Annotated in this window: 11 protein-coding genes; 3 read left to right on the top strand and 8 right to left on the bottom strand. The window is 70.2% G+C overall.

Annotation, left to right across the window (positions count from 1 at the left end):
* Positions 1 to 259 precede the first annotated feature (259 nt).
* On the top strand, positions 260 to 2,128 hold the full coding sequence (locus AB0O48_RS23935) for an HEXXH motif domain-containing protein (RefSeq protein WP_357571044.1): 1,869 nt from the start codon (positions 260 to 262) through the stop codon (positions 2,126 to 2,128).
* 22 nt (positions 2,129 to 2,150) lie between these two features.
* On the opposite strand, the gene fxsT is transcribed toward AB0O48_RS23935, so the two are convergent.
* The 3 genes from fxsT to AB0O48_RS23920 all read right to left on the bottom strand — a co-directional run bounded on the left by fxsT (position 2,151) and on the right by AB0O48_RS23920 (position 8,151).
* Positions 2,151 to 5,957 carry an FxSxx-COOH system tetratricopeptide repeat protein gene (gene fxsT, locus AB0O48_RS23930; RefSeq protein ID WP_357250031.1) on the bottom strand — a complete coding sequence of 1,269 codons (3,807 nt, stop codon included), beginning with the start codon at positions 5,955 to 5,957 and terminating at the stop codon, positions 2,151 to 2,153.
* Between the two features lie 211 nt (positions 5,958 to 6,168).
* Positions 6,169 to 7,656, bottom strand: coding sequence for a hypothetical protein (locus tag AB0O48_RS23925; protein WP_357250028.1), 1,488 nt, complete (start codon positions 7,654 to 7,656; stop codon positions 6,169 to 6,171).
* Positions 7,657 to 7,713: 57 nt separating this feature from the next.
* A complete protein-coding gene (locus tag AB0O48_RS23920) occupies positions 7,714 to 8,151 on the bottom strand; it encodes a hypothetical protein (protein WP_357250025.1) in 438 nt (145 codons plus the stop codon).
* A 328-nt stretch (positions 8,152 to 8,479) separates the two neighbouring features.
* On the opposite strand from AB0O48_RS23920, the gene AB0O48_RS23915 reads away from it, so the two are divergent.
* On the top strand, positions 8,480 to 8,629 hold the full coding sequence (locus AB0O48_RS23915) for a hypothetical protein (RefSeq protein ID WP_357250022.1): 150 nt from the start codon (positions 8,480 to 8,482) through the stop codon (positions 8,627 to 8,629).
* 139 nt (positions 8,630 to 8,768) lie between these two features.
* Here AB0O48_RS23915 and AB0O48_RS23910 read toward each other — a convergent pair whose 3' ends face one another.
* Positions 8,769 to 10,124, bottom strand: coding sequence for a PHB depolymerase family esterase (locus AB0O48_RS23910; RefSeq protein ID WP_365068438.1), 1,356 nt, complete (start codon positions 10,122 to 10,124; stop codon positions 8,769 to 8,771).
* A gap of 445 nt (positions 10,125 to 10,569) precedes the next feature.
* Here AB0O48_RS23910 and AB0O48_RS23905 point away from each other — a divergent pair, with 445 nt between their 5' ends.
* Positions 10,570 to 12,630, top strand: a complete 2,061-nt coding sequence (locus tag AB0O48_RS23905; protein ID WP_365068436.1) for a cellulose binding domain-containing protein — start codon at positions 10,570 to 10,572, stop codon at positions 12,628 to 12,630.
* 62 nt (positions 12,631 to 12,692) lie between these two features.
* Here the strand turns inward: AB0O48_RS23905 and AB0O48_RS23900 are convergent, their stop codons facing one another.
* From AB0O48_RS23900 to AB0O48_RS23885, 4 genes are read right to left on the bottom strand one after another with little or no spacing between them, the layout of a single operon-like run.
* Positions 12,693 to 13,166, bottom strand: coding sequence for a hypothetical protein (locus AB0O48_RS23900; RefSeq protein ID WP_357571039.1), 474 nt, complete (start codon positions 13,164 to 13,166; stop codon positions 12,693 to 12,695).
* The gene (locus AB0O48_RS23895; protein ID WP_357250011.1) at positions 13,167 to 14,279 is read right to left on the bottom strand and encodes a hypothetical protein; all 1,113 of its coding nucleotides are present in this window, start codon (positions 14,277 to 14,279) and stop codon (positions 13,167 to 13,169) included.
* A 12-nt stretch (positions 14,280 to 14,291) separates the two neighbouring features.
* Positions 14,292 to 14,588 carry a WXG100 family type VII secretion target gene (locus AB0O48_RS23890; RefSeq protein WP_357250008.1) on the bottom strand — a complete coding sequence of 99 codons (297 nt, stop codon included), beginning with the start codon at positions 14,586 to 14,588 and terminating at the stop codon, positions 14,292 to 14,294.
* Positions 14,581 to 14,892, bottom strand: coding sequence for a hypothetical protein (locus tag AB0O48_RS23885; protein ID WP_357250006.1), 312 nt, complete (start codon positions 14,890 to 14,892; stop codon positions 14,581 to 14,583). The genes AB0O48_RS23890 and AB0O48_RS23885 overlap by 8 nt, the downstream gene beginning before the upstream one ends.
* Positions 14,893 to 14,999: the final 107 nt, after the last annotated feature.

The following is a 14,999-nucleotide window of genomic DNA, read 5'->3' as shown; positions in this document are numbered from 1 at the left end:
CATAAGCGATGATGGAGCCATTGCGAGCCATCGTCGGAAGGGTTGTCGTACATGGAGGAAAGCCTCACCGGTATCGAGTCGGAATTGCTCGATTTGTCAACGGTGGACATTGCTACTCTACGATCCGTTGACCGCCCCGGCCTGACCGCGGCCATCTCGCGGGTGCGAGAGAGAGTTGCCGACTCGGGGGGCAGCATCAGCGGCTACAACGGCTCCTTCCCGAGTCGGATACGGTCTGCCGGGCCGGATTCGGAGGGACATGTCGTCTGATCCCGTGACGTTGGGGCCGACGTACCTCGATCCCGAGCATTTCCAGGCCCTTGCCTCCGGTGCAGGTGACGGACAGACCATCGCGGCGCTCTGGCGGTCCGAGCGGAGCTGGCGGCTGATCGTGCTGCGGGCGCTCCTGGACGGCTGCGCCACTCGGCCCGACGCGGCCGGTCCGCTCGCGCCGGTCGCGGACGCCTGGCAGCTCCTCGCCCAGGCGCACGGTGCTGATCCGGCCGCCACCGAGGACGTCCTCGCCCAACCACAGGTCGGCATCTGGGCCGCCCACACCCTGCGTCGGCTGCACGACGATCCCGATCCCACCGTGCCGTTGTGGCTGGACGTCGGATACCTGCACGCCCTGGCGGCGGCGAGCGCCGTGCGGGCGGGCCTCTCCTTCGACGTCGACATTCCCGTGCGCGACGGCGCGGCAGTGCTCCCCACGGTGGGTGCCGCCTCGATCCCACCGACCGTGCCGGTCGTCCGGGTGCGGGCCCGCGCCGGGCAGGTCGACCTGGTGAGCACCGCCCGGACCGTGCGATGCGGTGCCGCCGACGACCCCAACTGGCACCCACCGATCATCGTCGCGGTCGACTCGTACGGCGTCGAGCTCCGGGTGGAACTGCACGACCGTGACGTGTACCGCGACCTGCGGGGCACCTCGCCGCCCCAACCGCTGTCGGCGTCCGACGTCGTCCGTTGGCGCGCGCTTCTCGCGCAGGCCTGGGGGCTGCTGGTCAGTCAGCAGCGCGGAGGGGCGCAGGCGATCGCCGGGATCCTGCGCAGCGTGGCGCCCCTACCGCCGCGGGCCCGGTTCCGTCAACTGTCCGCATCCGGTGCCGAGGCCTTCGGGGGTGTGCTGCTCTCCGAGCCGGACGACGCCGCACAACTGGCCGTCACCCTGGTGCACGAGTCGCAGCACCACAAGCTCGGTGCGCTGTCCCACCTGCTCACCCTCGTCGAGGGCGGCGGCGACGTCCGCTACTACGCCCCCTGGCGGGACGACCCCAGGCCACTCGCCGGCATCCTCCAGGGCGCGTACGCCTTCGTCGGCATCACCCGGTTCTGGCGAACCTACCGACACGACGCACCGCTCGACGAACGGGCCGCCGCGGACTTCGAGTTCGCCCTGTGGCGACGGCAGACCCTCGACGTCCTGCGGATGATGGCGGCGTCCGGCCGGTTGACCGGGCACGGCCAGCGGTTCGTCGACACCCTGCACACCGAGCTGAAGGCGTACCAGGAGGACCCGGTCCCCGCCGTCGCGCTCGACGCGGCGGGTGTCGTCGCCGTCGATCATCGCGCGATGTGGCGGGGCCACAACATGAGCATCCAACCCGCCGACCGGGACGCGCTGGCGGCAGCCTGGGAGCGCCGTGATCCGACGGCGGAGACGGGCTTCGGTCGCACGGTGCTGGCGGCGCCACCGGAGGGCCTGCTCGACGCCCGGGCCGTGCTCCGCCGGTACCTGCTTGTCGACCCGGCCGCATTCGGTCGGCTGTGCGCCGCACCGGACGAGGTGGGGGCCACGGTGGCCGGCGCCACCGAGGCCGATCTCGCCCTGGTGGCCGGTGACCTGCCCCGGGCGCGGGCCGCCTACCTCGACGAACTGCACGAGGACGCCGCCAGCGTGCACGGCTGGGTGGGTCTTGGCCTCACCCACCTCGACCGTCCCGCCGACCCGGTGCCGCGAGCACTGCTGGGTTACCCGGAGATCGTCCTCGCCGTCGTCGACGGGCTGCGCTCGCGCGGCGACACCACGGTCGGTCCGGACCCGATCGAGCTGGCCACCTGGGTCGGCCGTCTGATCCCCGACCGGGACCTCGACACGGTCGACCCGGCGGGTTGGCTGGCCGCCTGATCCCGCCGGGTCGACCCCGTCGTCACAGAGGCAGCGGGTCGATGTCGCAGTTGGCGCGGACGCCGGCACCGATCGCCGCGACCGCCGGGTGCTGCGCGCCGAGGGTCAGCCGCAGTTGCTCGAGACCCTTGTCGAACATCATGCTCGCCTCGGCCTCACGACCAAGGTCGCGCAGGTCCATGGCGAGGTTGAGCGCACACACGAGCGTGGTGGGGTGGCTGTTGCCGAACACCTGCCGACACAGCGCGAGCGTTTCCAGGTCGAGAGCGTGGGCTTCGGCGTACTCGCCGAGCTCGTAGTGGTCGCTCGCGAGGTTGACCCGGGCGGTGAGCACCAGCGCGTGCGACTCGCCGAGCCGGCTGGTCAGGTGGTGCAGGGCGGTCTGGTTGAGATCCCGGGCCTGGGCGCACTCGCCCAGCAGCCGGAGGGTCACCGCCAGGTCCACCTGAGCCCCCGCGGTGTGCGGGTGGCTGTCGCCGTACAGCCGGCGTAGCCCCTCCACCGCGATCTCCGCCGACTCCCGGGCTGCCCGCAGGTCACCGTTCAGCCGCTGGTCGATGGCGAACGTCAGCGTGGCGAGCACCGTGTCCGGATGGTTGTCGCCGTAGCGGGACCGGAAGCGGGCCAACACGTAGCCCGAGAGGTCCAGGGCGTCGTTGTGGCGGCCGGCCTTGCGCCGGAACGTCGCCAGCGCGCGGCTCCCGCGCAGGATCGACGGGTGATCGTCGTACTTCAGCATCCGTCGGGCCGTCGCCACGACGGTCTCCTGATCGGCGTGCGCCGCCACGTAGTCGCCGAGCTCCCGGCGGTCGAGGTTGATGCCGCCGAAGGTGCTGAGAGTGTCGGGGTGGTCGGTGCCGTAGATCTGCACCAGGCGCTGGTAGGTCTGTTCGTCGAGCTGGAGGGCTCGACCGAAGAGGCCGGACAGTCGCATGCTCACCGCGAGGTTGTGCGCGGCGCGCAACGTGAACGGCTCGTCCTCGCCGAAGTTCCGCTTGGCCTGCTCGTAGACCGTGAGCGACAGTTGCAGCGCGCCGGCGAAGTCACCGGCGACGCGGTGGTCGGCGGCCACGGCGCCGATGGCGTCCAGGGTCTCCTCCCGGTCGTCGCCGATGGTCTGCCGGTAGAGCTTCAGTGTCCGGGCGTTCAGCGGGGCCGCCGCGGCGTAGTCACCGACGACGAAGTGCATGAAGCCGAGCCAGCTCGCCGCCCGGAGGCTGTCCGGGTCGGCGCCGTCCGAGCTGCTGTCGGTCCAGGCCGCCCACGCGCGTTGGGAGAGGCCCCGGGCCGCCAGGTGGTCACCCCATCGCCACAGGTACTTCGCCTCGTTCAACACCATGTCCCGGACGAGGTCGTTCGAGCACCGCTCAGCCTGCGAGGCGAGGATGTGCGGATACAGGTCCGCGTACCGCTGCCAGTGGTCGCTGTTGTCGGGCTGGTCGGGGTCGTTGCCGGCGAGCAGCAGGTGGGCGCCGTGCTGCATCTCCTCCTGTTCCTCCCGGTCCATCTGGTTGATCAGCACGCGTTGCACGAGTCGGTGCATCTGGAACGAGTTCGTCCGGTGATCGATCCGGGCGAGCGACAGCCGCCCGATCATGCGGATCGCCTGGTTGAGGTGGATCGGGTTGCGGACGAGGGGATCCAGTTCGGGGTGGATGCGCAGCGCACGTGGCTTGGACAGGAGCACCTTGCCGATCGGCTCGGGCGCGAAGAACGCGCACACCTGGAGTAGCCGCAGGGCCGCCGGATCCCGCTCCCGCAACCAGTTGAGCGACACGTTCCACGCCGCGGCGACGAGCTCGGGATAATCCTGCCGCGCCGTCGTCTCGTCGTCGAACAGCGGACGACTGGCGTCGAGAAGGTCGAGGTACTCGTCGGTCGGCATCTTCGTCTCAGCGCGCCAGGCCGCCGCCTGCTCGATGGCCAACGGGAGGTCGCCCAGCGCCGTGGCGAGCCGGTCGGCGTCGGTGACGGCCAGGTCCGGGTCTCGACGACGGAGCAGGTCGATGCTCTCCTGGCGTTCGAAGATGTCGACCGGGAGGCTGTTGGCGATCCGCCGCCACGCACTGATGCGAGAGGTGACCACGATGCTGCCCGGGCCGCCCTTCGGGAAGAACCGCTCGACGCTCTCCGGATCCTCGGCGTTGTCGAAGATCAAGAGCCAGTTCGAGTACGGGCGACCCACGCGCAACGCCTCCAGCACCGCCGGTACGGCCGTGTTGGCCGTCGCGGGCACGGGCAGGTTCAGGCGCGTCGCCAACTCCACAAGCGCGGACTGGATCTGCGCGGGGCGCTCGGCCGGGATCCACCAGATCAGGTCGAAGTCCTGTTGATGCAGGTAGACGTACTCGATGACGAGCTGCGACTTGCCGACGCCGCCGGCGCCGTGCACCGCCTCGGGTAGCACGGCCGTCGTGCCGGCGCGCAGGCGTTGGTGCAGCCGGTCGAGGAGGTCGCGTCGACCGGTGAAGTTCGTGTTCCGCAAGGGCAGGTTGCCGACGAGCGCCGATTGCTGACCGTCGAGCCGCTGCATGGGCGGCAGATCACGGGACGACGACGGCAGGCCCGATTCGATGCCCGTCTCGGTGTCCAGGATGGTGTGTGGCGCAGTGCCGATCGAGGCGGCCGAGTCCGGCGATTTCACTCTGTCAGACATTCCGGACTCCATGGTCCTGTGGGCGGTAACGGAAGATGGCTCCAGTACTCGACGTACCTGCCGTGGAATGGGTGAGCCGAGCGCCTGGCCCAGCCGCGCGGCCGCGACGAGGTTCGGCCCGCCCAGTGAGAGGTGAACAGCCAACTCGACCCGCAGATAGGGCTCCGCGGCCGGGGTGACGCGCTCGTACGAGGTGTGGCGCGGATCCTTGATGCGAAGGGTCAGGTTGCGCACCGCCGCGACGTCGTGCGCCAGTTCGTACTCCACGACGTGCTGGACCTCGACGGTGCGGTCGCGGTACCCGAGCGTGAGGAGCCGCTCGCGTACGCCGTGCGCGAACTCGTACCTGATGCGGGTGTCGTTCGCCGGCGCGGCCCGGTGCAGGACGGGTCGGACCAGGTCGCTCGTCAGCACCTCGGTCAGCTGCGCCGGCCCCGACCGCACCATCGTCTTCAGCAGGGCGCGGATCACCCGGGCGTTGAGCGGCGCGGCCGCCAGTCGGGTCGCGAGGATGAACGACGCCGGCGACACGGTGGCCCGGAAGCGGGCGACGAGGTCGTGTGCGGTGAGCGCACGGCTCACCCGGCGGGGGATCTCGCCATCGGGCGGCAGGAGCAGCGCGGGCAGCCGGACGTCCCCGGTGGGCGTCTCGGAGAGCAGCCCGCTCCACCGTCGCAACCAGTCGGCCCCTCGTTCGATGACCGGAACCGCTGTCAGCCGGGCGTCGTCCTGCTCGTCGGTGGGGCGAAGGTCCAGACCGCTCACCCGCCACGACCACCGGTGCGTCGCCGAATCCGACTCGGTCGGGCTCCAGGCCACCTCGGTCGTCTCCATCCGTCGCTCGCGCCACCGCTGTTGGGGCAACAGGTTGACCACGGCGATCGTCATGCTGGCGGCCCAGGAGACGAGGACGGGTTGGACGAGGCCGCCTCGCCAGGCGTCGGATCCGCCGTGGGTCAACAGGAGAACGACGCGCTGCCCGGTCGGGTCGACGAGTGCCGAGGGGGCGACGGGGCCGCTGTCGGCGCTGTCGGTCACCACGAGTGCGCCATCGTTGACGGCCAGCCGCCAGACCTCGACCGAGCTGAAGCCCGGCTGGGCGCGCAGTTGCGCGACGAAGGCGGAGATCTCCTCGGTCCAGAACTCCATCACCGCGTCGTCGTCGACGACCACGACAACATCCCGGGGGTGGTGTCCCGGATCGAGCCTCGTCCCGTTGGTAGGGCCGCTCGCGACGTCGACGGCTGACGGCATCATTCGGCTCACCACGGCCCGGTCGTCGATGCCGGCGGCGGCACCGGGCGGTGACGGTCGTGGGCGCCCGTGCCTGACCGTTGTGTGCGCCGACTGGCGGCACTCCCTGTGCTCCGCTGGCCGTTGCCGCTCATGCCAGGACCTTTCGCCTGTCGCCGTCGGCGGAGTCCGCCCCTCCGGGCTGCCGATCCGGATCGTCGAACAACATCACAAAGCCATGCCCGATGTGCTTGTCGAGCCCCTCCGGGTCTTCGCTCCACGCCAACTGTCGCAGGTGCGCGACGCGGTTCGGAAGGGCTGTGACGTCGGTGTCCGACGCCCGACCGTCGACCATCGACGCAACAGTCTGGCATAGATCCTTTTTGGACGGTGGGTCTCGGTGCCACACGATCGCCGGCACACCGGAGCGCAGCCCGACGAGCAACTGCCGCTCGCCGATGCTGTCGGCGGTCGGGGTCTCGCTGAGCACCAGCACGGCGACCGCGCTCTCGCGTTTGAGGATCGCTTCGAGCTGGACGTCGGCGTGGTGCCGCGCGGCGCAGTGGATCAGCTTGCGCTCGCCGGGGTGGTCGCTGACGAGTCGCCAGCGGCTGCGCCAGAGCCGGTGCCAGTGGCTGGCCCGGTTGCGCTCCAGGCTCCTGATCACCAGGGGGTATTCCGTGGTCAGGGGGCTTGGCAGCGCGGACTGGAGCTCCTTGCGCCAGGTGTCGACCGGCTCGTTGATCAGCTGCCAGGGCAGCACGAACTCGATGGTCACCGCGCCGGCCCGCGCCGCCCAACGGCGTTCGGCCTCGTTGACGACCCGGTCGACGGCCGCCTCGAGTTCCTCGTACGCGACGTGCCGATCCTCGCCGCGGATCGGCTGCCACTCCGGAGACGCCCACTGGTACCAGTGGGACATGATGTACGTGTCGTCGTCGCCGCCGTACTTCTCGAACTGGATCACCAGGTAGGCGCTGCGGGCGGGTGCCGCTGCGGTCGGCTGAGCGGCGTCGAGCTGATCCGCGACGCCCCAGTGCGTGGCCAGCTGTTTGCGCAGCTGGCGCAGCCGGGGCAGCGACGCCTGTGCCACGGCCGGCGCCAGTCGGTCGAGCAGCACGAGCCAGGACGGCACCTCGCCATGCGCGTTCGCCGACGTGAGGTGGGCGAACAGCTCCCACGCGGTCTCGCACCGGGGTGGGGCGGGGGTCGCGCGAATCTCGGCGACGAACTGTCGAAGGTCAGGGGTCGCGTCGAGCGTGGACAGCTCCCCGCGCAACCAGGCGACGTCGTAGTCGGAGAGCAACTCGTACGCCTGCCAGTCGTCGGCCAGGCGCAGCAACGCGACTGTCTGTTTGCTCTCCGGCTCGAGCAGCTCGAGGCATTCGGCGAGGCAGCGCAGCCCACCCGGTCGGTCCACGCAGGCCGTCACCAGCGCGATGAGCTGGAGTCGGAGTACGCCCACCTCGCGGTAGTCCAGCGCGCCGCCCAGCGCGTGCCGCAACTCCTGCAACAGCAACTGTCGACTGCTCGGGTCCTGCACGACCGACGACGCTTCCAGCACGGTCGTGATCTGTCCGACGAGTCGGCGGCGTTCCTCCGCTACGGGCGGCGAATGAAGCCGCGGGGCCTCACGCACGAGCCTCGGGTGGTCGCTCGTCGCCGGATCGGCGGCGATTCGGTGCGGCGGGCGTCATCAGGTCGGCTCCGAGCCGAACGGGTTGAGCGTCGTCAGTGCCTGCACCACGTCGTCCGCCTCTCCGGTCACCTCGGCGCGCCGACGTTCGGTGCCGTCGTCGAAGATCGCGACCACCCGGAGCTGCTGCCCGCCGCGCCGACGCAACAGCGTCTGCAACGCGTACCAGCCGGCGGACGAGCTGATCCCCACGGCGATCTGGAGCAGGGCGTCGGTCAGCACGCCCCGGGACGAGACGAACTCGCACTCCGTGAGGGGGTGCCAGGTGCCTGCTGTCAGCCGTGCGGCGAGTAGTTCCTCGATCAGCTCGGGGACGGAGTCGTCGTAGACCGGAACGCCGCCGTCGTCGGCGATCGGCAGGAAGGTCACGTCGGCGTCTGGCCGTGGGCCGGGCTCCCGGTGGCGGTCCGTGGCGACAATCGAGACCTTTGGTGACATGCGCTTTATGGTATTGGTGGTGGCGGCGGCCATGGCGTCGCGGAAGTGTCGCCAACTTGACAATTCGCAATGTGCTCGTACTGGACGTGCGGATCGTGGGGCTCGCCACATCCGCTTGTGTCTATGAGCTTTCCACACGCGGAGCGCCGCTGCCGCTCTGGTCCGCGCGGGCGTGCCACCGGGAACATGGCTCCGCGCCGAGGGCCACCAGCTTCCACTTGGTGAGGGAGGGTGCCACAATGATGGCGGCGCTCAAGCGGTCACCGCTGGGCCCGGGGGAGGGCCTTCCGCAGAAAGCGGACGGTGGGCACGAACCCGGAGGCCGTTCATGCACCCAGACGCTAACGCCATCTCCAGCCTGGTCGATCTGCTCGGCGGCGCGCTGCAATTGGTCGCCGCGGTCGTTACCCTCCTGGCCGCCGTCGGCGTCCGCGGGCGTCGTTCAGGGCGCGGCGGTCGGGGCGAAGACGACGCCTGACGCCCCAGACCGTCGAACCGACAGCGCCACACGGGCCGCGCGGCCCGGCTCGGGAACGTCCCCGAGCCGGGCCGCGCGGCTGGCTGACCTCACGTCGTCGGCGCGCTTCGGCGGCGCGACCGACGGAGGGCGCGCCGGTTCAGCTGCGGGTCCACCGCTGGCTGTTCCCGCCGTTGCAGGTCGAGAGGACCAACTGGGTGCCGTTGGCGGTGCCGGCGGCGTTCGGTGCGAGGCACAGGCCGGACTGCACGCCGGTGACCGTACCGTCGGTGTTGAGGTTCCACTGCTGGTTGGTGCCGCCGTTGCAGTCCCAGATGATCACCCGGGTGCCCGACGTGGTCCCCGCGGCCTCGGCGTCCAGGCACTTCGTGCCGTACACCTGGAGTTGTCTCGCGGCGGTCGGCGTCCACTGCTGGTTGGTGCCACCGTTGCAGTCCCACAACGCCACCTGGGTGCCGTTCGTCTGTGACCTCGACGGGACGTCCAGGCAGCGACCGGCGTTGACGTTGCGCAGCGGCCCGGCCGTGCCGCCCGGCGGCGGCGTGGTCGGGTTCGGCGGCGGTGTGGTGGGACTCGTGGTGTCGAGACCGAGGAACCGGACGGCCTGCGCGGCGTCGAACGGGATGGAGTGGCCGTACCCCTGGAAGCTGATGGCCTCGACAGGTGCCGTGCCGCCGGTGCCCCCGTACCGGGTGCGGGTGGCGCTGGTCTGCGGGGAGTCGGTGTAGGCGGGGGTCTGGGACACCCCTTGGACGTTTGTCCACTGCTTGATCTGTTCGCCGAAGTTGACGTAGCTCAGCGTGGTGTCCGTGGTGCCGTGCCAGATCTGCATCCGGGGGCGTTTGCCGGTGTAGCCGGGGTAGGCGTTGCGCACCAGATCGCCCCACTGCTGCGGGGTCCGGACGATGCGCCCACCGGAACACTCGCTGTTCCACTCGGCGCCGTTGGTGGTGGCGAAGCAGCCGAACGGAACCCCGGAGGAACTGAACCCGGCGTTGAACAGGTCCGGGTAGAGGCCGGCCATGACGTTCGTCATCATGGCGCCGGAGGAGAACCCACCGACGGCGATCCGGTTGGCATCGACCGGGTAGCGGCCCCGGACATAGTCGACCATGGACTTGAGGCCGATCGGGTCGCTGCCGCCGTCGCGCCGCAACGCCTGCGGGGAGGAGACGTCCCAACACTTGCTGCTGCGGGTCACCGACGGGTAGATCACGATGAAGCCGTAGCGGTCGGCGAGGGTGCTGAGCCCGAAACCGGAGTGCACCGCCGGGCCACTGCCGGTGCAGTAGTGCAGGGCGAGGAGGAGGGCCGGCTGGGCGGCGACCCGGTCCGGCACGTACAGGTGCATCTGGAGGTTCGTCGGGTTGGTGCCGAAGTTGGTCACCTGGGTGAGCGTCGCGGCCGACGCTGGGGTGGCGACCGTGACCACGGCCGTCATCGTCGCCAGGGCCGTCGCGAGCGCGGCGGCCAGCAGTGCGATCCTTGATTTCATCGGCGCTTCCTCTGGTGCTGGGTCGGGGACTCGGCGGCAGCACGGGGTGCTCGGGTGGGGGTGCGGACGCGCGTCGTCCGCCGCGCGTCGTCGGCGGCCGCGGTGAAGTCCTGATGCGACGCCCCGCATGCCCGGGGGGCGTCGTGATGCCGAGGCTGACCAGCGGGGGCTCTCCCGGCAACCCGCGAACGCTGTTCGCCTCGACATCGACTGTGAGCGATAACATGCCGTTCGTCAAGCTGTAACGTATGACGTCAGTCGACCGGACGGCTTGAGGTTCCCGATCCGGCCATGACATCCTTGTGCGTCGATGACCGCCCGCGCGCGGAGCCGATGTCCGTCCAGGGCAACCAGGATCCGATACGGGTGCTGGGGGACGGGTGCGACGAGCGATGGACCGCCGAGAGCCATCCGTGCACTCACTCCCGCAAAGGAACCCCAGCCCATGCAGAACCAGAAGAGGCGCGCGTCTTTGGTGGCGAGCGCGCTGCTCGCCGCGACCGCGCTCGCCGGCATCAACCCACCGGCGGCCAGCGCGGCCCCCGACCCGGTCACCGTGACAGTCAACGCCCGCGCGGGGCTGGCGACCGTGCCCGACACCGCGCTGGGCGTCAACCACGCCATCTGGGACCAGAACCTGGGCACCACGGAGACGTCGGACCTGCTGCGCGACGCAGGCGTGCAGATGATGCGGTACCCCGGCGGCTCGTACGCCGACATCTACCACTGGAAGGACCACACCGCGCCCGGCGGCTACGTCGCGCCGGGAACCGACTTCGACACGTTCATGGCGGCGGCCCAGCGGGTCGGCGCACAGCCAATGATCATCGCGAACTACGGCACCGGGACCCCGGCCGAGGCGGCCGACTGGGTGCGGTACGCCAACGTGACGAAGGGCTACGGCGCGCGGTACTGGACCGTCGGCAACGAGAACTACGGCAACGGCCACTACGGGTCCGCGTGGGAGGCGGACGACCACCCGGACAAGAGCGCGGCGCAGTACGCGCGCCTGGTCGTCGAGTACGCCGACGCCATGAAGGCGGTCGACCCGAGCGTCAAGGTCGGGGCGGTGCTGACGATGCCGGGCAACTGGCCGGACGGGATCACCGCCGGCAGCGACCCCGGCCCGTGGAACCAGACAGTGCTCTCCCTCGCCGGCCCGAAGATCGACTTCGTGGACGTGCACTGGTACCCGGGCGGCACCGCCGCCGAGTCCCTGGCCCGCACCAACCACATCCCCGACGCGACCTACCTGCTGCGGCAGCAGATCAGCAGGTACGCCGGCCCGAACGCCGACCGCATCGGCATCAGCCTCACCGAGCTGAACGTCGACGCCGGCCGGACCACCCAACCGGCCGCGCTCTTCCTGGCCGACGCCTACAGCGAACTGCTGGCGAACGGCGTCTTCACCGTGCACTGGTGGAACGTGCACAACGGCATCGGCGCCGTGTCGGAGGTGGCCGGCCAGACCGACTACAACGACTTCGGAATGCTCTCCAGCGGCACCTGCACGGCGGACGGCTCGGTCTGCGAGCCACCACTGAACACACCGTTCGCCCCGTACCACGGGCTGAGCATGATGAAGCTGTTCGCCAAGGCCGGCGACCAGTTCATCCGCGCCGGCACCGACGAGCCGCTGGTCAGCGCGCACGCCGTGCGCCGGAGCAACGGCGATCTCGCGGTACTGCTGGTCAACAAGGACCCGGACGCGGCGCACGAGGTCGCCATCGACTACGCCGGGTTCACCCCGTCCGCCGCCGCGCCGACCGTCGCCACCCTCACCAACGGCGCCACCGGCATCGCCACCAGCCAGTCCGGCTCCGCGACCAGTCGGACGCTGCCGGCGTACTCGTTGACGACGCTCGTGCTGCGCCCGGCCGACGCGGCCGTCGGCCGCCCGTCGGCGCCGGGCCAGCCCACCGCCGGCGAGATCACCGACCGCGCCGCGACGATCTCCTGGCCGGCGGCCACGCCGGGCCGCAGCCCGATCGCCAAGTACGAGGTGCACCGGCAGTACGGCGCGGTCAGCGAGCAGCTCGGCGAGACGACGAGCACCTCTTTCACGGTCGGCAACCTGGTGCCGGGCAGCAGATACACGGTCAACGTGCTGGCCCGCGACACCGCCGGCCGGGTGTCCTGGGCCTCACCACCGCTCACCTTCGCCACCGGCAGCCCCGCCGAGGGTGCGTGCACCGTCCGCTTCACCACGAACAACGACTGGGGCAACGGCTACATCGGCGGCGTCGAGATCAGCAACAACGGGACCAGCCCGATCAACGGCTGGACGCTCACCTGGACGTGGCCGACCGGCTGGCAGCAGGTGAGCAGCGGTTGGAGCGCCACCTGGGAGCAGACCGGCACCGCCGTGCGGGTCACGCCCACCGTCGACAACCGGCAGATCGCCGCCGGCGGCAGCGTGAGCGCCGGCTTCGTCGGGGCGTACGGCGGGCCGAACGTGCTGCCCACGGCGTTCACCCTCAACGGCACCGTCTGCACGACCGGCTGACACGGCCGTGGTCCGGCTGGCCCGTGCGCTCGGGCCAGCCGGCACCGGTGGTCACCGTCTGGTCAGTCGTCGTCGCGGGACCAGTCCCGCGGCGGCACGACGGCGAGCTGGGGCTCGCCACTGATCGGTTCGAGTGCGTGCACGATCCGCAGGTCACCGTCGGCTGCGGCGTCCTCGTCCGTGAGCACCCGGCCACTGCTGCCATCGGTGCTGACCAGGAGCCACCTGTCGGGATAGTGGCTGCCGTCGTCGACAAGCGCCCGAACCCGGAAGGCGCGGGCCAGGGCAACGGCCAGCTCCCGTTCCCCCAGGCCGGTGGCGTCGACGAGCTCGGTGTCGCCGATCAGCGCCCAGCCGAACTCCTCGTCGTCGTCGGGAGGAGTGAACATGGCGACCGGTCGGGGGTCGCCAGGCGATCGGTCCTCGATCCGACCGACGTAGATCGACTCCGGCGCGATGCCATAGCTGTCCGCGAGGAACCGCCGCAGATCGGCTGCGGGGATCTCACCCTCGAACTGAATCTGGTAGACCAACACCTACCCCCGGTATTTCTTGTGCAGGCGGAAGACCTCCATCGCGCGCTCCCGGTGGGCAGGTGTGATGTATGGATCCTTGACCAACTCGACATTTGCCGCATCGAGGTCGCCGCCGAACTTGATGTACGTCTTCAACGCCTTGTACTCCAACCGCTCCAACCGCTCCAGGCCGGGCCCGCTCTCCGGAAAGACCGTACCCTTGTCCTCGACGCCGTAGGTGCGACCGTTCACCACGTAACGACTGCGGTCCGCCACCCAGGTGGCGAGGCCAGCGGCGATGTCGGCCAGATCCTGCGCGACGTCCGTGCCGGGCAGGACCACCGTGTTGAACGGCTTGACCGGATTATTCGGCCTGATGCGGTTGAGGTAGTGCCGGTCATGAACCGGCTTGAGGGGTATCTTGCCGGCGATACCGGCGACACGCCGGGTGGGTGGCGTGGACGTCGGGGTCGGCATGGCCTGGGAGGCTCCGGATCCCGCCGTCACCCGCTGCGCGCCCGCCGACGTCGGTCGCAGTCCGACGGACCTGATGGCCTGGGCACAGCGAGCTGCGGCAGCCTCGTAGCGGCTTCCCGCCTGAAGCGCGGAAACTCTCGCGCGTTCGCGCTCGGTCTCGCAGAGCGCCGCGTTGCGGGCAATGACGAAGGCCTGCGGGCGCACCTGTTCCGGCGCCCGTGCCGCGTACGACTCGTTCAGTCCACGCCAGACCCCCGGCCCGTAGGTGCGCATACCGGTCAGGCCGCAGAACTGCTGGAGCATGGCCCGGTACTGGCTGTCTGCCGTCATCCCGATGCGCAGTGCGTCGCGCGACTGCACTTGCAGCCGAATGAGATCGTCCGCGAACGCCGAAAGGGCCGTCGCGCAGGCCAGATACGCGTCGGACAGGACCTTCGCATCGCCGGGTAGTCGCCCGAGCTCACGATCGATGGTCGCGGCATAGTCGCCCCGCAAGCTCATGGCGCCACTGTTGGCCGCGACGGACCTGAGCCGTGCGGTGTGCCCGCTGAACTCCGCCGCGCGGCGCCTGAAGGCGGTCACCATGGCGTTGATCGAGGCTGGCGAGCCCGGGGTCGGATCGCCGTCGTAGATGCTGAGGACCTGCCACTGTTCCATGTCGGCCGGTGATCAGCCGTTGATGCCCCCGGCCAGCCTGGCGTCCAGGTCCTGGTGCTCGCGGACGACGCCGACCAGGAACGTGGACATGCCCTCCAGGCCGCCGATCATGTTCTGCGCACCGGTGGTCCACTGCTGGTAGGAGTCCTGGAAACGACCCGAGGCCAGTTGGGTGCGGAACTCGCTGTTGACCAGTTGGTCGATCATCGACTTCAGGGCGTTCAACTTCTGGGTCATCTCCTCCTGCCCCGTGGTCAGGGTGCGGGCCGCCGACTGGAGACCCTCGTAACCGACGCTGACGTCACTCATTGACTTTCCCCTTCGCTTGTTGGTTGGTCGACAGCTGACTGCCCAGTGCGCTGTCGAGCTGGGCGTGGCCGGTGACCACGTCGTCGAGCCGGTCCGCGGCGGCTGACACCGCGGCCACCAGGCCGGCCTGATGCTGGATCGCGGCGTTGGTGAAATCGTGGAGGGCCAGGTCGACGTCGCGGGAGCCGGTCGCGGACAGTTGTCGGGCCTGCTGGCGGGTCGACTCCAGCCCGGAGCGCACTCCGGTCAGTTGCTGTACGGCCTGGAGGACCGCGTCCCTGTCGAAACCGAACCCGGTCGCCATCGCCCCGTGCCCTCCTGAGAGTCGCGCCTGCCCCGGTCGAACCCAGCCCCATCGCCCGCCGCACCAGGCGCGAGACGTCGATCCGCTCCTATGTGGACGGACAACAC

The organism is Micromonospora sp. NPDC085948, from assembly GCF_040686315.1.
In the GTDB taxonomy this organism is placed as follows: Bacteria; Actinomycetota; Actinomycetes; order Mycobacteriales; family Micromonosporaceae; genus Micromonospora.
Note: the sequence above shows the minus strand (reverse complement) of the source record. Positions and strands in the feature narration are given on the sequence as shown.